An 18,420-nucleotide genomic window follows, 5' to 3' on the forward strand; every position below is an offset into this window, starting at 1 on the left:
GTTAAGACGCCGTCTTTTTCCGACGCCAAAGCCATACGGTGAGCAAGTCAAGCAGCCAAAAAGCGATAAAAAGAAATAACAGAAACAGCTCAGGTGTTTCCATCACGCGAAACGGATTGAGCACGTTATGCAGCGATTGTCGCAGCGTTAATCCTAGGAGCCAGTCCATTCCTACCGCCGTCCCACCTAACAGCAGCAGAAAGGCGAGGGAGAGGAAGACGACTTTCAATGCAAGCCACCTGCCGCTTTTTCGTTTAGTGTTCTCCGGCAAGGGAGAAATGATACACCCCCGTATACACGTTTGGCGGATTGCCTATAATGGAGGATAAACGTGACACGGAGCAAGGAGGAAAGGACTATGCTGTTTCAGTGGGGGATGCGTCGGCAAAAGGAGCGGATGAACGACGGCGTGCAGCAGGAAGGGACCGACCATAGCGGCGAAGCGGCGGACGTCCCAGAAGAGCCGCTGTCACCTGAACTGGCGGTGAACATTGACATCATTCGGCGGGCGACCGGTGAAAGCAGCGATGTCGTCATTCGCCGTTTTTCCCTCGGCCAAGAAACGCAAATGAAAGCGGCCATCGTCTTTGTCGACGGGCTCGTCGATGAAAAAAACGTGTACGAGTTTTTGCTTATGCCGCTCCTTACGGCGTCGTTTCCGCTCGCGCTCGAGGAAAAAGAGCGGTTTCAATGGATTGAAAAAAAGCTCGCCGCAGTGGGCGGCATCGAGCAAGTCAGTGACTGGAAGCGGCTGTTTTTCAACCTGTTTTCCGGAGCGACGATTCTCTTGCTCGATGGGGCGGCGTTGGCCATTAGCGCGAGCACAAAAGGTGGGCAATACCGTTCGATTGAAGAACCGCAAACCCAAATCGCCATCCGCGGCCCGCGCGAAGGGTTTACCGAGTCGTTGCGCACGAATACGGCGCTGATTCGCCGCCGCATTAAAAACCCGAACCTTTGGCTCGAGACGATGCAAATCGGCACGGTGACGCAAACCGATGTCGCCATCATGTATGTGAAAGGAATCGCCAATGACGAAATCATCGAGGAAGTGAAGGCGCGCCTCCGCCGCATCGACATTGACAGCGTGCTCGAGTCCGGCTATATCGAACAATTGATTGAGGATCAGACGTTTACCACATTTCCGACGACGTATCATACGGAACGGCCCGATATTGTCGCCGCCAATTTGCTTGAAGGAAGGGTCGCTATTTTTGTCGAAGGGACGCCATTTGTCCTTGTCGCACCAGCATTGTTCATTCAATTTTTCCAAGCGGTTGAAGATTATTATGCCCGTTTTGACATCGCGACGGCCCTTCGTTTTTTGCGCGTGCTCATTTTCTTTATCTCCCTTGTCGCCCCGGCCATTTACATCGCGGCGACGACGTTTCACCAAGAGATGATCCCGACCCAGCTCGTCATCGCCATCGCCGCTCAGCGTGAATCCGTACCGTTTCCGGCGTTTGTTGAGGCGCTTATGATGGAGGTGACGTTTGAAGTGCTGCGCGAGGCCGGCGTCCGCTTGCCGCGCGCCGTCGGCCAGGCGGTGTCGATCGTCGGGGCGTTAGTCATCGGTCAGGCGTCCGTGGAGGCGGGATTTGTGTCGTCAGCGATGGTCATCGTCGTTTCGATTACGGCGATCGCCAGCTTTGCCACACCGTCGTTTGCCATCGCCATCTCGGCGCGTCTGATCCGCTTTGGCCTCATGTTTTTGGCGGCGATGTTCGGGTTTTACGGCATTATGATGGGCATTTTGGTCATGACGATTCATTTATGCAGCTTGCGTTCGTTCGGCGTTCCGTATATGTCACCGCTCGCTCCGCTCATTCCTTCGAACACCGGTGACACGTTGTTCCGCGTCCCGACATGGATGTTCCGCGAGCGACCGCGCTTGATCAACCAAAAGAACATTGTCCGCCAATCAGGCGGCCAAAAGCCGCAGCCGCCGGCACCATCGCGCCAAGAGAAGGGGGATGAGTCATGAAACGGCCGCTCGCCGTGTTTTTGCCGTTTGCCGTCTGCGTCTGTTTGCTCTCGGGCTGCTGGAGCAAAAAAGAGTTGACCGATTTGGCGTTTGTCATTGCCGTTGGCCTCGATAAAACGGAAAACGGCAAGTATCTCGCGTCCTTTCAAGTCGTCAACCCGGGCAACGTCGCCGGAGCGACGCAGCGCGGCGGCGGGGCGGCCGGGGTACCGGTGTCGATTTATACGTCAACCGGGGACAGTTTGGTCGAGGCGAGCCGGAAAGCGTCGGAAAAAGTCTCGCGCCTTTTGTATTACGCCCATACGAACTTGGTCGTCGTCGGAGAAGAAGTGGCGCGCGAAGGGTTGGATGGGGTGTTCGATGCCTTGGAGCGCAATCAGCAGTTCCGAACGACGGCGCGCTTAGTGATCGCCCACGGCCATTCGGCGAAAGACACGCTTTCGGTGTTGACGCCGATCGATAAAATTTCCGCCAATCAAATTACTAAAACGCTCGAGTTTTCAGAACTGGCGTGGGGACAGACGATGAACACCGATGTATGGTGGGCGATTCGCAGTTTGGCCTCGCCTGGAAGAAATCCGATCGTTACCGGCGTAGTCATTGAAGGGAACCCGAAGGAAGGGAAGCGGCAAGAAAACGTGCAGTCATCCGTGCCTGACGCCCGTGTCACATTGGACGGGCTGGCGCTGTTTAAAAACGACCGCCTTGTCCGTTGGGTGAACGGACCGACCGCGCGCGGCATGATGTGGGTGCTTGACCGCATTCGGCAAACCAATTTGACGATTTCATGGCAAGATAAAAACGAAGCAATCGGTTACCGCGCAGTGCGGGCGAAAACCGATGTAGAGGCGAGTGTCAACAACGGACGGCCGTCCATCTCCGTTCATATTAAGGCGGAAGGCGACATCAGCGAAGCGCACGTGCCGGTCAACTTAGCCGACGCTGGCGTCCTATTTCGTTTAGAAAAAGAATTTGAACGGGAGGTCAAGCAGGAGGTGGCCAAAGCCATTGAAACGGCCCAGCGGGAACGAACGGATGTGTTCGGGTTTGGCGAAGCGGTTCGCCGCGCCGACCCGCGCTTATGGAAAAAGATTGAGAAAGAGTGGCACGACCGCTATTTTCCCGAACTGGACGTCACCGTCACGGCTGATCTGTACATCCGCCGCACCGGGCTGCGGAATCGGCCATATATAGAGGAATGACGGCCGCATGAAACCTTAAAAGGACGGTGAAAAACCGCTGTCACACATCAATCGGCGGCATGTTCATTCAGAAAAGATCCATGGACAGTGTGATCTGCCCTCCACCCGGGGATGAAAATCTCGCGCCAGTTCGGCATTTTCGTAGAAAAGCTGATTCTGTAAGGTTTTTCTAATTGAGAAATAGGTGGGGTCAGCAGCATTTTCCCTTAAATCACCCGTCATTGAGACGAGCGGTGAAAAACCGTTGTTTCCCTTGATGGACAATCGGCGGAAAACAGCGCCGATGCCACAACGCTTTTCTATTTTTGAGAAACAAGGCTGGTAAGCATCCCCCCTTCAATTACCGGCCTTCTAGAACAAAGGCGGTGAAAGTCGGTTGGAATCCGTCAAAATCAACGCGCGTCAATTGTTTGTGTTGGTTGTGCTGTTTGAACATGGCAGCGCCATCGTCATTCCCCTTGGGGTGGATGCGAAGCAAGACGTATGGATCGCCATTTTGCTTGGGTTGGCGTTTGGCCTGCTGTTGTTTTTCGTTTATCGCCGGCTGTTCGAGTACTATCCCGATCAGCCGCTGACCGCTTATTTGCCGCAAATCGTTGGGGCGCCGCTCGGCAAGCTGTTGGCGGTTGTGTATATTACGTATTTTCTTTATATTGCCGCCCGCGTGCTGCGCGATTTCGGGGAGCTGCTGTTGACGTTCGCTTACCCGGAAACGCCGTTGTTTGTGCTGAACGCCATTATGGCGCTCACCGTCATGTACGGCGTTTATAAAGGAATTGAAGTGTTGGCGCGCACTGGCGAGCTGTTTTTGACGGTGTTGTACTTGTTGGCGCTCGCTGGCTTTGTTCTTGTGTTTGTTTCAGGGCTGGTCGATGTGACTCAGTTGCAGCCGGTGTTGGAGGAAGGCTGGGGGCGGGTGTGGAAGACGGTCTGGACCGAAACGCTGTACGTTCCGTTTGGTGAAATGATCGTCTTTACGATGTTGTTTCCGTATATGAACAATCCGGTCAAAGTGAATCGAGTGGCCTTGGGGGGAATGGTGCTAAGCGGCATCAATTTGGCGATCATTATGGCCATCAATACGGCCGTCCTCGGCCCCGATGCGGTGTCGCGTTCGTCGTTTCCGCTCTTGGATACGATCCGCCGCGTGCAAGTGGCCCATTTTTTAGAGCGGCTTGACGTGTTGTTTATGATTGCGTTGATCATCGGCGGCTTTTTTAAAATATCCGTCTTTTTTTATGCCGGGGTCGTCGGGGCGGCCAACTTGCTTGGCATTTCGAGCTATCAGCGGCTCGTCTATCCGCTCGGGCTGCTCGTCCTATTGTTGTCGGTCGCTATCGCCAGCAATTATGTCGAGCACATTCATGAAGGATTGAAAATCGTCACGTTTTATTTGCATGTTCCGCTGCAAGTCATCATTCCGGTTTCACTGCTTGTCATCGCCGCGATTCGCCAACGATTCAGCCAGCCGACAAAATAAGACAAACGGACTAGATGATTTTTGGAAACGGAAGCAGGAAACGAGCCGCTCATAGCGAATAGGGAACAATAGCGCCATTGTTCCCGACCGGAACAATGAGGCGGCTGCGCCGTGAGATTAGAGGAGGAAGTCCGGCGCCGCGGCGCGTTTTGTTTCGCGAAGTCGGTGTCAGCTGAGGGCGACAGACTGATTATGAAGAAAAAGGGTTGAACGACAGTGAAGGTGAACGTACAGGCGATCGATCAGCAAGATGCGGGGCAGTTGAATCAAGGCATTGTCATCACCAGTTCCCAATGTTTGATTTTGGCGGTCAGTGAGCGGGTAGCTGCACGTCTTGAGTTTTCCAAAGATGAGTTAATCGGCCGGCCGGTTGCCAGTTTATTTTCCGCCGGATGGTCGGCCGCTCGGTTTGACGATATCATCCGCCGCGTGCGGCAAGAGGGCTGTTGGCAAGGAGAAGCGCGTCATATGACAAAAAGCGGGCGGATCTGTACGAGTTGGATGCGCGTTTCGCTGCTGTGGAGCCGCGACGGGGAATGGCTTCTTTGGCAGTTCGTGGAGCGTGCTGCTGCGTCGCCGGCTGACGGCCTCCAGCCAGCTGATGTGTTGCACGCCATTTACGCGTCTGCGCCGTTTGCCGTTGTCTTGCTGGCCCGGGATGGAACTGTGCAAGATTGGGGGCAAGGAGCGGAGCGGCTGTTCGGGTGGCGGCGGGAAGAAGCGGTTGGTCGTCCGGTTTGGACGCTGTTTCGTGGCGGTGAAGCGTTGCTTCCGTTTCCGTCCGCCGGACCGCAATGCGGCGAGGGAGTGGCGCAGCGCCGTGATGGTGTGCCGGTTAATGTTTCGTATACGATCATTCCCGTTTCCCGTTCTCACGGGTACGTCATGGTGGCGGAAGATGTGACGAGGCGGAAGCAAAAAGAGACCGAGCATCGCCGGCAAATCGAATTGGCGAAACGAATTCAACAAAACTTATTGACGCCGCTCATTCAAAACGAGACGGTGACGATGGAGGCCGTTTATATCCCATCCGACGATTTGTCGGGCGATATTTACGCTTGTTATCAAATTGATTTATACCGTTATGGCGTCATTGTCATTGATGTCATGGGTCATGGCATTTCGTCGGCTTTGGTGAGCATGCTGCTTCGCTCGCTGCTGCGCGGGCTGATCGTTCGCGTCGTTGATCCGGTTTTAGTGGCGAGCGAGCTCGAGAAGCACGTGCAATCCTTGTTTCCGGAGGAAGTGTATGACATTCGCTACTTGTTCTCGATGATTTATTTGGTGATTGACACAAAAGAGCGCAAAATTGAATATACAAACGCTGGTCACCCAGCGGGCTTGCTCGTTTTTGAGGACGGAAGCATCCATGAGTTGGACAAAGGCGGTTTGGCGATCGGCAGCCCGTTTTCCTTGCCGTTTGAAAAAGGGGTCGTTCATTATGACAAGCGGGCTCGTCTGCTTTTGTACACCGATGGCATTTTAGAAGAAATTCAGCCGTCCATTTTGCAAAGCATGGAAACGATCCGCACTTGCACGCAAATGTGCCGTCACTTGCCGGATAAATGCTTCCTTGAACGGCTGATGAATGAAGGTCCCCCGCTCGCCGCTCCGGCGGATGACATTTGTTTGTTGTCGATTACGCTCCGCGGGTGAGGCGGGAGCGGACGTGTGGCTGAGTTGGGTTGTGTCTTGCCAAGCGGGCGAAGAGGCGGTTGAGTGGTTCGATTTCATCGCTAAACAAGCTGCGCGCCTTTTGGCCGTCCGCGATGCCGATCTGTTTGTGCTGGCGGTGCATGAAGCGGTGGTCAATGCGGTGAAGGAGGCCAAGCGGGCAGGGGGCGGCTCCCGAACGATTTCGCTTTCCTTTTTTGTCACTGCTGACGATGTGACAGTGATGGTGGAAGACGAAGGCGACGGCATTTCATTGGAGACGATTGAGCAGCTTGCTGGCATGACGCTCGCTGATGTGCTGCTCGCCGAATCGGGGCGCGGCCTGCTGTTGATCCGCGAGGCGATGGACGCGATGGCGTGGATGGAGCGGACGGATGGCCGCCGGGTGCTCGTGATGGCCATGAAGCGAAAGGCGGGCTGGGAGGGCGGCGATGGATGAAAACACGCGGCGGGCAACCGGCCTGTTTTTTCATCGGAAAGGGCGCCCGAACGCGCTAGGTGCCTCCTTGCGCCGTTTGATGGGAAAGGCAAAGGGGTTCACCGATGTTTGGCGGGCGGATGGCGCGGACGGAAGGAGACTGGCCAACGATAGGGGGATATGATGGAACAGCATCGATTTTTGTTTGAACTGGAACGGATTGCAAAACCTGCATACGATTGTGTCGTGCTCACCGGACGGCTCGCCTATCATACGCAGCTCGCTGCGGAACAAAAATTGGCGGCGGCGGCCGCCGCCGTTGAACATCCGCTAGTCATCGTCGATACAAGCGGACTCCAATTTTTGGACAGCACCGGGCTGGCGCTTCTTGTCCGCTTTTTTAAACGAGTGGTTAGCGCCGGTCGCGCCATGGCTATTGTCGTTGGGGAAAACGCCATGATCGAAAAAATTTTGTTCATCGCCAAATTGGATCGGCTGCTCCCGATTGCCGCCGATGAACAGCAAGTGCTCGCTCTCGCGCCGCTGTCTTCCGCCGGACCGATCGAGCAGGCGGTGTTGCTAGAGGCGTGGCAACAGCGGTGGGCAGAAGGCGGAGATGGAAGCGGCTGCTCCCAGCGCCGCGTGCTTTCCGGTCGTTCTCAGGAGAACAAGACGGTAAACAGGGGAGACGAGCGCCGATGTGCGGGGAACACGGAAGATCCGCGCTGGTGTGCGAGAAGCATGGAAGACCCGCTCCGATAGAATGGAGACGGAAGAAGCTTGTGGCGCGATATCGCGGCGCCGTCCATCGTGCTTGGTGTCAACCCTTGAGCGCTCGAGGCTCAAGGGTTTTTCCATGCCGTTGGCCGTCGGGTCACCATGGGGGGAACGAAGGCCATCAGCCTTGATCGGTCGCTGTTCCTTTTTCCGCGCACGTCTTCGTTGTCAAAACAATATTTCGGGTTTAGAATAAAATCAAGGGTGAGAAATCGATGGCGGTTCGGCGCCGCAAAGTGGAGAGGAGAGTGGCACAACATGCGGCAGGTGCTTGTTTATTTGCGCCCGCACAAGAAATGGATGGCGTTGGCTTGGTTGTTGATGTTGACGGAGTTGGTCATCGAGCTGTGGCAGCCGCTCTTGATGGGCAAAATCATTGATGAGGGCGTGATGAACCGGGATTTGACCGCCATCGCCACGTGGGGAAGCGTGATGCTGGGCGCATCGTTTTTAGCGTTTGCCGCGGGCATCGCCAACTCGTTTGCCGCTGCCTATGTCGGCCAAGAATATGGGTTTGCGCTGCGCACAACGTTGTTTGCGAAAATCCAATCGCTGTCACTGGCGCGGATCGAACAGCTGTCGACGGCCTCGTTGATTACCCGCATGACCAATGATGTCACTCAAGTGCAAAATATGCTGTTTATGAGCTTGCGCATTGCCTTGCGTGCGCCGCTGCTTGTCATTTTCGGCGTCGGGATGGCGTTTGTCGTTCAGGCCCGGCTTGCTTTCGTGCTGGCGGTGGCTGTTCCGCTGTCAGCAGCGTTTTTATTGTGGGTGATGAAAAAGGCAGGAGCGTCGTTTTCTGCCGTTCAGCGGGCGCTTGACCGGGTGAACGGCGTGATGCGCGAAAATTTGGCCGGCATGCGCCTCATTAAAGCGTGGGTGAGAAACAAGTATGAACAAGGGCGGTTTCTAGGGGCGAACGATGCGCTGATGGAGCGAACGATCAGCGTGTTTCGCCTAGTGGAAACGATCACCCCGGTCTTGTTGTTTGTCATGAATGCGGCCATCGTCGCGGTGCTGTTTTTCGGCCGTTATGACGTTGAGGCGGGAACGGCGAGCGCCGGGCAAGTCGTCGCGGTGGTCAACTATGCTACGCGGGCGACGGCGGCGCTCTCGATGTTCACGTTTATTACGATGGCGTGGTCGCGGGCGCGCGCGTCCGCCGCTCGTTTGGCGGAACTGCTTGACGCGCCAAGCGAGCGGGACGGCGGCCATACCGTCGAGCCTCCTGCCGCCAAGCGCGGGGAGATTCGCTTTGAACACGTGTCGTTTCGCTATCCGGGCAGCGGGCGCGATGCGCTTTCCGGCGTGTCGTTTGTCGTTCGCCCGCAAGAGACGGTCGCCATTTTAGGGGCGACAGGAGCGGGGAAATCAACGCTTCTTCAGCTGATCCCGCGGTTGTATGAGCCGAGTGCCGGACGGGTGCTGATCGACGGCGTCGACGTACGCGAGTGGCCGGCGAAGCAGCTGCGCGAGGCGGTTCGCTTCGTTCCGCAAGAGGTGCTGCTCTTTTCCGGCACCATCGCCGATAATCTTCGCTTTGGCAAGACGGAGGCGACCATGGAAGAACTGGTCGAGGCAGCAAGTGCCGCTCAAATTCACGAAACGATCGCCACGTTTCCCGATGGGTACGAGACGGTCGTGGGCCAAAAAGGCGTCAATTTGTCGGGCGGGCAAAAGCAGCGCTTGGCCATCGCCCGCGCGCTCGTCGGCCGGCCGCAGATTCTGTTGCTTGATGACAGCACGAGCGCGCTCGATGCCGCAACGGAGGCGAAGCTGCTGGCCGCGCTTCGCCGCTATGCTTGTACGATGGTCATCGTGACGCAGAAGGTGAGCACGGCGATGATGGCTGATACGATTTTGTTGTTGGAAGACGGCCGTCTCACCGCACAAGGAAGCCATGAACAGCTGCTGGAGGCGAGCGAGCTGTACCGGCGGATCGTCGCCACGCAGGAAGGAAAGAAGGGACAAAGCCATGTCACTACGGCATAGCCCCCATGGGGCGCGGCAGCCGGGGCGTCAGCGGGCCAAAAGCAGCATGGGCACGCTGCGCCGCCTTTGGGCGTTTATCGCTCCGCAAAAGCGAAAGCTGCTTGCTGCGTTGGGGATGGTGGTCGCCAGCACGGCGCTGGCGCTGGCCGGACCGTATGTCATCGGTTCGGCGATTGATGTGTATATTGTTGAGAGGAAAACGGACGGCTTCCTCACAACGCTTTTGTTTTTGCTGGCGATTTATGCCGCTTTGGGGGCGGCGACGTTTTTACAAAACTATTGGATGATCGCCGTCGGCCAACGGACGGTGCACGCGATTCGCGCCCGCTTGTTCCGCCACTTCCATGAGCTGCCGATTTCCTTTTTTGACCGCCGTCAGCAAGGCGAGCTGATGAGCCGAATTACGAATGACATCGACAATATGAGCCAGACGTTCAACAGCACGGTCATTCAAGTCGTTTCGAGCACATTGACGCTCGCAGGCGCCATCGCCGTCATGGTGTTCAAAAGCCTCATTTTGACCGCGGTGACGCTGGTCGTTGTGCCGCTCATGTACGCCGGCATGCGTTGGATTACGCGGCGGACGCAAGTGCGCTTTCGCGAGCAGCAGCGCGCCCTTGGCGAGATGAATGGATTGATTGAAGAAGCTTTGTCAGGGCAAAAAGTGGTGAAGCTGTTTTCCCAAGAAGAGCGGATGACAGCGGAAGTGGTGCGCAAAAATATCGAGCTGAAACAGGCGGGATTTTGGGCGCAGACGTATTCCGGCTTTATTCCGAAGCTGATGAACTTTTTAAACAACCTTAGCTTCGCCTTGATCGCCGGCGTCGGTGGATGGCTGGCGGTCAAAGGGATGATCTCGGTCGGCACCATTGTCGTGTTTGTCGAATACGCCCGACAGTTTACCCGCCCGCTCAACGATTTGGCGAACCAGTGGAATACGCTTCTGTCAGCATTGGCCGGCGCTGAACGGGTGTTGGAAATTTTCGATTTGCCAAAAGAAGAGGAAGATGAGGGGGAAGCGGAAGAGATCGATCGGCTTCACGGGCGCATCGAGTTTCGCGATGTGGTGTTTTCCTACGACAAGCAGCGCCCCGCGCTTCGCGGCGTGAACTTCTCCGTTTCTCCGGGAGAAACCGTTGCGCTCGTCGGTCCGACGGGAGCGGGCAAAACGACTGTCCTTCAGCTGTTAGCCCGCTTTTATGATCCGGATGCGGGGACTGTTGTCATTGACGGGCGCGACAGTCGGACGATCAAACGGGCGAGCTTGCGCCGCCATATGGCGTTTGTGCTTCAAGATACGTTTTTGTTCGCGGGAACGATTCGCGACAATATCCGTTACGGCCGGCTCGAGGCGACGGATGAGGAAGTGGAGGAAGCAGCGCGCAAAGCGAACGCCCATTCCTTCATCACGAAATTACCGAACGGCTACGATACGGTTTTGACGGCGGACGGCGGCGGAATCAGCCAAGGACAGCGGCAGCTGCTGGCCATCGCCCGGGCGATGATCGCCGATCCGGCCGTGTTGATTTTGGATGAGGCAACGAGCAATATTGATACGGTGACGGAAGTGCGCATTCAAGAAGCGCTCGCGCGGCTGATGGCCGGCCGAACGTGCTTCGTCATCGCCCACCGGTTGAACACGGTGCAAAACGCCGATCGCATTCTCGTATTGAATGAAGGAAAAGTCGTGGAGCAAGGGACGCACGAGGAGCTGCTTGAGGCCAAAGGATTTTACTCCGAATTGTACCGCCGCTATTGGGAGCGCGGCAGGCAGCGGGCGTAGCGAAACGAATCGGTCGGCAGATAGAACCGAACGGCGCAGGCGGATGAAGGAGGCATTGGGCGCGCAGCGGGCGGTCTGCGCCAGCGGAAAGGGGTTACGGCTCCGTCCGGGCGGCGAGACGGTGAAGAAACGCTTCCCGCCAACTCGCTGACAGTGCCGGATGATAGGCAAGCTGTTCCATGGCGGTGACATTGTCCCGCTCATGATAGTAAATGCGGTTGATGTAGGCGATCGACAACGCTCCTTGGCCGCGCTCAACAAGGAGCAACGCTGCCCCCGGCTCGACGACGCCTTCGTTCAGCACCCGCAGGTAAAATCCGCTTTTCCCTGTCTGAATGACGGCTTTCGGCAATCCCGGAAGCTGATGGAACAAAGCGAGTTTCGAACACGGTTGGCGCGGCTGTGACACTTGCACGAGCGCCGTGCCGGCCGCATAGATGTCGCCTAGACATGCCTCGTCCTCGGTCAAACCGGCAAGCGTCCAGTTCTCCCCGAATGCCCCGGCCGCAAACGGCCGGCCATAGTGCCGCTCCCAGTAGGCAAAATGTTCCGATGGGTAGGCGCAAATCGCTTTGTCTTCGCCGCCGTGATGAACAAGATCGGCTTGGCCGTCTCCGGCTAAATGGCGTTTGCCGACGGCCACCGGCCCGGCGACTGGGGTTTTGTCAATGCCGCTCACGAGCGGCTGACCGTTGATGTCGAGCGTTTTCGGTGTTCCGACATTAATAGAAACGATCCGCATCGGTTCACCCCCATATCGTTTCGGCGATCAGCCGAAACGAAGTGAGTTTGTCGTGGAAATCATATGTAATCGTAACAAGCATGATTTCTTCTGTTTCATACGCTTCGCTTAGCCGGTAGAGCTCGTCTTTGACGCGCGCCGGACTGCCGACGATCATCCGCCTCCGGTTGTCCGCCACCCGTTGGCGTTCGTACGGGCTGTATCGATACGCTGCCGCTTGCTCCGGCGCGGGAATGCCGTTGACCGCCATCCCTTGCTCAATCATCAGCAGCGTCAAATCGAGGCTGCCGGCGATCCATTCCGCCTTTTCCTCGCTTTCTGCACAAACGGCAAAGACAGCGACCATCGACCGGGGCTTGTCCAGATACGGGGACGGCGCAAACCGCTCGCGATACGAGCGCATCGCCGCTTCGCCGCCGTCGCCGTTAATAAATTGGGCAAACACATACGGCAGCCCTTTTTCCGCCGCCAGCTTCGCCGTTTCCGAGCTTGAGCCGAGCAACCATACGTCCGGAGGGGACTGCACGATTGGCGTTGCTTTGACGCCATAAAGCGGATGCACGGGCGGGAGTGCATCATGCAGGTAGCCAAGCAGCTCGGCAATTTGTTCTGGATAGCGGTCGATCGGACGTTGCTTTCCTTCATGAAGCGCCATCGTCGCTCGCGGCATGCCGCCGGGCGCCCGCCCGACGCCTAAGTCGACGCGCCCGGGCGCCAAGCCGGCCAACACGTGGAAGTTTTCCGCCACTTTATAGGCGCTGTAATGCGGCAGCATCACCCCGCCGGAGCCGATGCGGATGCGCGATGTTTTCGCTCCGATGTAGCCAAGCAGCACTTCTGGCGACGAGCCGGCGAGGCTGTTCGTGTCATGATGTTCGGACACCCAAAAGCGCTTGTAGCCGAGTTCTTCGACGAACTGGGCGAGCCGGACGGTGTTGGCAAGCGCCTCCTCGGCCGTTGTGCCTTCCGCGATCGGCGATTGGTCAAGGACGCTGAGTTCGAGCGGCATCATCATTCCCCCTCTGTTTGTCAGCTGAAAATGGTTAGTTCTTATTATGCTCCGGTTCGCTGTGTTTTGTCCATCGATTTGCCCGGCGCGGCGGGTCAGAAACCGATCGTGCCGTTAGGGGAACGTGTAAAAAGCTACGCTGATGCCGCTAAGGGTTTCGATTGGGGAAATGACGCCGCCAAGCGGCGCGCTTCCTTCCATCACCCCGAAGAGACCGGTGAAAAACGAGTTTTTTGCTCGAACCGGCTCGGCTTGATCGACAGCACAGCTTTGACAAGGTTTCTCGAGTGGAACTAAGGCGTCTCTTTCATTCATTTACCGGCCTTCGAAAAGTGGAGCGATTCTTTCGGTTTGGCCGTTGACTGGCGAGTGTTTGGACTGCGTCCGGGGAGAAAGGAAACAACGAGTTGTTTGATGCTGTCGACGATAAACGAACACCGTTCGTACAGCGCCTCTTTTAAGCTGTCAAGCTGGCGAGTGATTTTGTATTGTGCCGCTTCTTGCGCTTCGAGCCGCTCGATCACGGTCTGGTGAAAGATGTGCTGCAGCTCAAGCTGATCGATCAGCTTTTCGTACAATTTTTCTTGTCCCGCCAAGCGGCTCGCCATGCCTTCTGTTTGCTGCTGACGTTCGGCTTCTCGCTGCTCGAGGCGATGCATCATTTCGTTTTGCATGGTCAGCGCCTCAATGAGCGCTTGGCGTGCCTCCTCCTCCTTTTGAAATCGCTCTTGCCATCGGTGCTGATGTTCGCCTTCGAGTTGCTGGTGAGCGGCGATCGTCTGCTCGAGGCGGGCGAGCGTGTCGGCCAGTTCAGTCAACAGCTCGTGTTGCTGGTCGAGCCGTTCATCGGTGGCCGTCCGCCGGTAAGAAAACATCACTTGAGAGGATGGAGGAGGCGGCGCGCTGTATACGCGGGGGGTCATTTGTTTGTTCATGTAAAGCAAGGGCAGAAGCCTCCTTTCTCTTCTATGTGGCATCATATGCGCGGCCGTGTCGTCCGGTTTGGGCGGTTGGCTGGTCAAGGATGGGCAGAGCGCTTCGCTCGATGGGAGCGAGCAACAACAAAGCGAGCGGTGTGAGTAAAATCGTTGTGGGTGACGTTCAGGAAGAATTCCGGCCGAGGATTGCGAACATTTGTTAGCTACGCTCGCCGGGCCACCAAGCGATGAAAGATGCATGCTGAGCGGTTCTTTGGTATAATGAGGAAGAAAACAGGAGAGAGAGGGTGGTCATCATGCCAGCTGTCGAGTCGAACATGTTCCCGCTCGGCAAACAAGCGCCGCCGTTCGCCTTGACCAACGTCGTTGACGGCCGGCTTGTCCGCCTAGATGACGTCAAGTCGGATGTGGCGACCGTCATTATGTTTATTTGCAACCATTGTCCGTTTGTCAAACATGTCCAGCACGAGCTTGTCCGCCTAGCCAACGATTATATGCCCAAAGGGGTGTCGTTTGTCGCTATCAATTCGAACGATGTTGAACAATATCCGGACGACTCGCCGGAAAACATGAAAAAGGTGGCCGAAGAACTCGGCTATCCGTTCCCGTATTTATACGATGAGACGCAGGAAGTGGCAAGAGCGTACGATGCGGCTTGCACGCCTGATTTTTACATTTTTGATCGCGAACTGAAATGCGTCTACCGCGGCCAGCTTGATGATTCGCGCCCAAGCAACGGCATTCCGGTGACCGGGGAATCGATTCGTGCCGCGCTGGACGCTTTGTTGGCGGGTCGTCCGGTGCCGGAACACCAAAAGCCGAGCATTGGCTGCAGCATTAAATGGAAACCATCGTCGTAAAAAATGATTGACATTTCATACTCAAACAGGTATGCTAAGAAAAGCGCCATTCGTTCGTTACGAAATTGTCACCGCCGTGTCGTTGCTCAGCGGATGCAGCCGACACGGCTTTTTTGCGCCGCCAATCGCTCAACAAATTCACACTGGCGCCGCCACGGAGCGGCAAGGATGGATGAGAGGTAGGGCTTCCATTGTTTTTGTTTCATCCTTTGAGTTTTCATAATCATTATTATGTAAACAAAAGGGAGGGGCGAGAAGATGGCGGAACGACGATATCGGGTGTTTGTGTACGGAACATTGCTGACGGGTGAGGACAATCACCCTATCGCGGCGCCGTACGTTCGCGACGTACGCCCAGGAAAAGTCAAGGGCCGTTTATACAACGTCGGGTTGTACCCCGCACTTGTGCTCGGAGAAGAGAGGGAAGTGGAGGGGGAATGGCTGACGGTGACGGAAGAGGGGCTCAAGGCGATGGATGAACTTGAAGACTACGGGGAAGGACGGGACGACAATGAATACGAACGAGTATGGGTTCGCGATGTCTGTCAACCGCTCGAAGGATATGTGTACGTTTATCGGCCGGAAAAAGCGGTCGGTTTGCCGCTCATCCCGTCCGGATCATGGCGACGCCGCAAGGAGAAAATGTAACATTGATGGCGGATGACAAAGGACAGCTTGCAGGAAACATCGTTTCGCAAGCTGTTTCGTTTTTGTATAAACATTCGCGTTTTCGCACTTTGTTTTGTAAACGGTTCCAAAAAACGTTATAAAAATACAGAAAAATTAATGAAAAAAGGGTTGCCAAACGGCGGCTCTTTTTCTATAATAAAAGCATGTTAGAAAAATAAACGTACGAATGTGAGGTAATGTAACATGTCAAATTTGTTCGTTTCCTCTACACAAACGGGGCTGTTGGAGCAAATCAAAGAGACGATCCAACAAAAAAATGTAGAGCTGCTTCATTTGCAGTTCGTCGACATTGAAGGGATTTTAAAGCATGTCACCGTCACGGCCGAGCAGCTTGATGACGTCGTCGGCGGAAAAATCATGTTCGACGGTTCGTCGATCAAAGGATTTTCACCGATCAATCGTTCTGACTTGTACTTGTTGCCGGATTTGAATACGTTCGCGGTGTTGCCGTGGACGGTGGAAGAAGGTTATGCAGAAGCGCGCTTCCTTTGCTCGGTGACCAACCCGGACGGCACGCCGTTTGAAGGCGACCCGCGCAACGTGCTGAAAAAAACGGTTGAGCGGGCGGCGGAAAAAGGATACACGATTTCGGTCGGCCCGGAGCTCGAATTTTTCTTGTTCAAAGCGGATGAACACGGCAACCCGACGCTTGAGCTTCATGACAACGGCGGCTATTTTGAACCGTCCCCGAAAGATTTAGGGGAACGCGTTCGCCTTGAAATTTACCGCGCCTTAAAAGCGATGGGCTTTACGATCGAAGCGTCGCACCATGAGGTGGCGGAAGGCCAGCATGAAATCAACTTCAAATACGCGGACGCGCTCGGGGCGGCCGATAACGCGACGACATACAAATGGGTCGTTAAAACGATCGCCGGCAAATTCGGTCTTCACGCGACGTTCATGCCGAAACCGGTGTTCGGCATCAACGGTTCGGGGATGCATGTCAACATCTCTCTCTTCAAAGACGGGGAAAACGCGTTCTTTGATCCGAACGATGCCAATCAGTTGTCGGCTACAGCGTACCAGTTTATCGCCGGTTTGTTAAAAAACGTCAAACATTTTGCGGCTGTGACCAACCCGCTTGTCAATTCGTACAAACGGCTGGTGCCGGGGTATGAGGCGCCTTGCTATATCGCGTGGTCGGCTTCCAACCGTTCAGCGCTCATTCGCATTCCAGCGAAGCGCGGTATGGCGACGCGCGTCGAACTGCGCTGCCCGGATCCGTCAGCCAACCCGTACTTGGCTTACGCCATCATCGCAGCGGCTGGCCTTGACGGCGTGGAAAAAGGGTTGACGCCTCCAGCGGCGATTGACGAAGACATTTTCCATATGTCAGAAGAACGCCGCGCGGCGCTTGGCATCGACAACTTGCCGGAAAACTTAGGCGCTGCCATCGCGGCGTTCGAAGACGGCGAAATCGGCCGTGCAACGCTCGGCGAGCATGTATTCCATGAATACGTAGCGATGAAAAAAGACGAATGGAACAGCTACCGCACGGCGGTTCATGCGTGGGAAATCGAACGATACCAAGGAAAGTTTTAAGCGGATGATGGAGCGGCAGGCCGCCATCCGGTGAAGCGGTCGCGGTGGCGGCCTCGTTGTCAAAGGTGCTCTGGGCAAAACGCAGAGCGCCTTTTTTCGTTCGATATGTTTCTTCCTGTTCACAACGGATGGTAGGTTCATCACCACAATATGTACTTGACAGACCCTTCCTCCTTTTTGTGTTTCGTTATGATTCGGTCAAGTTCATCACCATAATATGTACTTGACAGACGGTTTACTTCACCGGACAAGTGTATGCAAAACATGATTTGTTCTGTTCTTTCTTGGAAGCATAAAATCAAGTCCGACTTTTGATGAAGAGCCGGATGATGGGGAGGGAATGAATTTTTTTATTTTTGTAAAAATCATAGTTGGCAACTATGAATAGTTGGATTTAAATAATAAGTAACGTGCTCAACTATGGCAAACGGAGGGAGAATCATGAAAAAATTGATTGTGTTTCTGTTTGTAGGATTGATTGCTCAACTCATTGACGGATCGCTCGGGATGGCGTACGGCGTCACATCAACGACGCTTTTGCTGACGTTCGGCATCGCCCCGGCCGTCGCTTCAGCGTCCGTCCATTTGGCGGAAGTGGCGACGACGGCGGCGTCCGGTATTTCCCATTGGAAATTTGGCAACGTCGACCGCGCTATGGTGGTGAAGCTGATTATTCCCGGATCGGTCGGCGCGTTTGTCGGCGCCTGCTTTTTAAGCAACTTGCCGGGAGATTTGATCAAACCGTACGTTTCATTGTTTTTATTGGTGCTTGGCTTTTACATTATTTATCGATTCTTGGTATTGAACGGCCGCGCGCCATCAGCTTCGGGAAAACAATGGTCGAACAAACAGCTCGTCCCACTCGGATTGGCGGCCGGCTTTCTTGACGCCACTGGGGGAGGGGGCTGGGGGCCGATTGCGACGCCGGTGCTGCTCGCGAATCGGAGCATGGAGACGCGCAAGGTCGTTGGCACCGTTGATACGTCCGAATTTGCCGTTGCGCTCTCAGCGACGCTTGGATTTGCGATTTCCCTCGGCTGGGAGCAGGTCAACTGGTATTGGGTGCTGACGCTGATGGCGGGGGGGATCATCGCTGCGCCGATTGCCGCTTGGCTTGTGCGCAAACTGCCGTCCCATTTGCTTGGGGTGCTAGTTGGCGGTCTCATCATTTTGACGAATGTCCGCACCCTTCTACACGCTTGGGAGGCGCCGGCGCCCGTGTATCCGACCGTTTATGGCCTTATCGTGATCGGCTGGGCGGCGGCGGTGATCTTGGCTGTACGGAACGGACGGAAAGGAGTGGGGAGCAAGGAGATGGCTTCCTAA

General features: G+C 55.6%; 16 protein-coding genes. 12 read left to right on the top strand and 4 right to left on the bottom strand.

Features of this window, described 5'->3' with window-relative positions:
• Position 1 precedes the first annotated feature (1 nt).
• Positions 2–229, bottom strand: a complete 228-nt coding sequence (locus GC56T2_RS07995) for a YczF family membrane protein (RefSeq protein ID WP_144974327.1) — start codon at positions 227–229, stop codon at positions 2–4.
• Positions 230–358: 129 nt separating this feature from the next.
• On the opposite strand from GC56T2_RS07995, the gene GC56T2_RS08000 reads away from it, so the two are divergent.
• The 8 genes from GC56T2_RS08000 to GC56T2_RS08035 all read left to right on the top strand — a co-directional run bounded on the left by GC56T2_RS08000 (position 359) and on the right by GC56T2_RS08035 (position 11,313).
• Positions 359–1,984 carry a spore germination protein gene (locus GC56T2_RS08000; protein ID WP_144974329.1) on the top strand — a complete coding sequence of 542 codons (1,626 nt, stop codon included), beginning with the start codon at positions 359–361 and terminating at the stop codon, positions 1,982–1,984.
• On the top strand, positions 1,981–3,186 hold the full coding sequence (locus tag GC56T2_RS08005) for a Ger(x)C family spore germination protein (protein WP_144974331.1): 1,206 nt from the start codon (positions 1,981–1,983) through the stop codon (positions 3,184–3,186). Before GC56T2_RS08000 ends, GC56T2_RS08005 begins: the two co-directional genes overlap by 4 nt.
• Positions 3,187–3,562: 376 nt before the next feature.
• Positions 3,563–4,666 carry a GerAB/ArcD/ProY family transporter gene (locus GC56T2_RS08010; RefSeq protein ID WP_144974333.1) on the top strand — a complete coding sequence of 368 codons (1,104 nt, stop codon included), beginning with the start codon at positions 3,563–3,565 and terminating at the stop codon, positions 4,664–4,666.
• Positions 4,667–4,882: 216 nt separating this feature from the next.
• Complete coding sequence (locus GC56T2_RS08015) at positions 4,883–6,322, top strand: PP2C family protein-serine/threonine phosphatase (protein ID WP_144974335.1); 1,440 nt, start codon at positions 4,883–4,885, stop codon at positions 6,320–6,322.
• Positions 6,323–6,335: 13 nt separating this feature from the next.
• Positions 6,336–6,779: an ATP-binding protein gene (locus GC56T2_RS08020; RefSeq protein WP_144974337.1), complete on the top strand. Its 444-nt coding sequence runs from the start codon at positions 6,336–6,338 to the stop codon at positions 6,777–6,779.
• Between the two features lie 162 nt (positions 6,780–6,941).
• Positions 6,942–7,520 carry an STAS domain-containing protein gene (locus tag GC56T2_RS08025; protein WP_144974339.1) on the top strand — a complete coding sequence of 193 codons (579 nt, stop codon included), beginning with the start codon at positions 6,942–6,944 and terminating at the stop codon, positions 7,518–7,520.
• 273 nt (positions 7,521–7,793) lie between these two features.
• On the top strand, positions 7,794–9,530 hold the full coding sequence (locus GC56T2_RS08030; RefSeq protein WP_144974341.1) for an ABC transporter ATP-binding protein: 1,737 nt from the start codon (positions 7,794–7,796) through the stop codon (positions 9,528–9,530).
• Positions 9,514–11,313, top strand: a complete 1,800-nt coding sequence (locus tag GC56T2_RS08035; protein WP_144974343.1) for an ABC transporter ATP-binding protein — start codon at positions 9,514–9,516, stop codon at positions 11,311–11,313. The genes GC56T2_RS08030 and GC56T2_RS08035 overlap by 17 nt, the downstream gene beginning before the upstream one ends.
• Before the next feature lie 94 nt (positions 11,314–11,407).
• On the opposite strand, the gene GC56T2_RS08040 is transcribed toward GC56T2_RS08035, so the two are convergent.
• The 3 genes from GC56T2_RS08040 to GC56T2_RS08050 form a co-directional block, all read right to left on the bottom strand.
• Positions 11,408–12,055 (bottom strand): MOSC domain-containing protein, encoded by a 648-nt coding sequence (locus GC56T2_RS08040; RefSeq protein ID WP_144974345.1) that lies wholly within the window; start codon positions 12,053–12,055, stop codon positions 11,408–11,410.
• Positions 12,056–12,059: 4 nt separating this feature from the next.
• Positions 12,060–13,064, bottom strand: coding sequence for an LLM class flavin-dependent oxidoreductase (locus tag GC56T2_RS08045; protein ID WP_144974347.1), 1,005 nt, complete (start codon positions 13,062–13,064; stop codon positions 12,060–12,062).
• A gap of 311 nt (positions 13,065–13,375) precedes the next feature.
• Positions 13,376–13,999, bottom strand: a complete 624-nt coding sequence (locus tag GC56T2_RS08050; RefSeq protein ID WP_255516141.1) for a hypothetical protein — start codon at positions 13,997–13,999, stop codon at positions 13,376–13,378.
• 299 nt (positions 14,000–14,298) lie between these two features.
• Here GC56T2_RS08050 and GC56T2_RS08055 point away from each other — a divergent pair, with 299 nt between their 5' ends.
• From GC56T2_RS08055 to GC56T2_RS08070, 4 genes are all read left to right on the top strand, one after another.
• Positions 14,299–14,862 carry a thioredoxin family protein gene (locus GC56T2_RS08055; protein ID WP_033844920.1) on the top strand — a complete coding sequence of 188 codons (564 nt, stop codon included), beginning with the start codon at positions 14,299–14,301 and terminating at the stop codon, positions 14,860–14,862.
• Between the two features lie 258 nt (positions 14,863–15,120).
• On the top strand, positions 15,121–15,510 hold the full coding sequence (locus tag GC56T2_RS08060; protein ID WP_144974351.1) for a gamma-glutamylcyclotransferase family protein: 390 nt from the start codon (positions 15,121–15,123) through the stop codon (positions 15,508–15,510).
• A gap of 225 nt (positions 15,511–15,735) precedes the next feature.
• Complete coding sequence (glnA, locus tag GC56T2_RS08065; RefSeq protein WP_144974353.1) at positions 15,736–17,094, top strand: type I glutamate--ammonia ligase; 1,359 nt, start codon at positions 15,736–15,738, stop codon at positions 17,092–17,094.
• A 441-nt stretch (positions 17,095–17,535) separates the two neighbouring features.
• Positions 17,536–18,420, top strand: a complete 885-nt coding sequence (locus tag GC56T2_RS08070; protein ID WP_144974355.1) for a sulfite exporter TauE/SafE family protein — start codon at positions 17,536–17,538, stop codon at positions 18,418–18,420.

Origin of the sequence: Geobacillus sp. C56-T2 (assembly GCF_007829715.1) — a bacterium.
In the GTDB taxonomy this organism is placed as follows: Bacteria; Bacillota; Bacilli; order Bacillales; family Anoxybacillaceae; genus Geobacillus; species Geobacillus icigianus.

What these genes read in the sequence shown, in the direction of transcription:
- GC56T2_RS08000 (WP_144974329.1), top strand. Translation starts at nt 359, where the DNA reads ATGCTGTTTCAGTGGGGGATGCGTCGGCAAAAGGAGCGGATGAACGAC.
- GC56T2_RS08005 (WP_144974331.1), top strand. Translation starts at nt 1,981, where the DNA reads ATGAAACGGCCGCTCGCCGTGTTTTTGCCGTTTGCCGTCTGCGTCTGT.
- GC56T2_RS08025 (WP_144974339.1), top strand. Translation starts at nt 6,942, where the DNA reads ATGGAACAGCATCGATTTTTGTTTGAACTGGAACGGATTGCAAAACCT.
- GC56T2_RS08030 (WP_144974341.1), top strand. Translation starts at nt 7,794, where the DNA reads ATGCGGCAGGTGCTTGTTTATTTGCGCCCGCACAAGAAATGGATGGCG.
- GC56T2_RS08035 (WP_144974343.1), top strand. Translation starts at nt 9,514, where the DNA reads ATGTCACTACGGCATAGCCCCCATGGGGCGCGGCAGCCGGGGCGTCAG.
- GC56T2_RS08040 (WP_144974345.1), bottom strand. Translation starts at nt 12,055, where the DNA reads ATGCGGATCGTTTCTATTAATGTCGGAACACCGAAAACGCTCGACATC.
- GC56T2_RS08045 (WP_144974347.1), bottom strand. Translation starts at nt 13,064, where the DNA reads ATGCCGCTCGAACTCAGCGTCCTTGACCAATCGCCGATCGCGGAAGGC.
- GC56T2_RS08050 (WP_255516141.1), bottom strand. Translation starts at nt 13,999, where the DNA reads ATGAACAAACAAATGACCCCCCGCGTATACAGCGCGCCGCCTCCTCCA.
- GC56T2_RS08055 (WP_033844920.1), top strand. Translation starts at nt 14,299, where the DNA reads ATGCCAGCTGTCGAGTCGAACATGTTCCCGCTCGGCAAACAAGCGCCG.
- GC56T2_RS08060 (WP_144974351.1), top strand. Translation starts at nt 15,121, where the DNA reads ATGGCGGAACGACGATATCGGGTGTTTGTGTACGGAACATTGCTGACG.
- glnA (WP_144974353.1), top strand. Translation starts at nt 15,736, where the DNA reads ATGTCAAATTTGTTCGTTTCCTCTACACAAACGGGGCTGTTGGAGCAA.
- GC56T2_RS08070 (WP_144974355.1), top strand. Translation starts at nt 17,536, where the DNA reads ATGAAAAAATTGATTGTGTTTCTGTTTGTAGGATTGATTGCTCAACTC.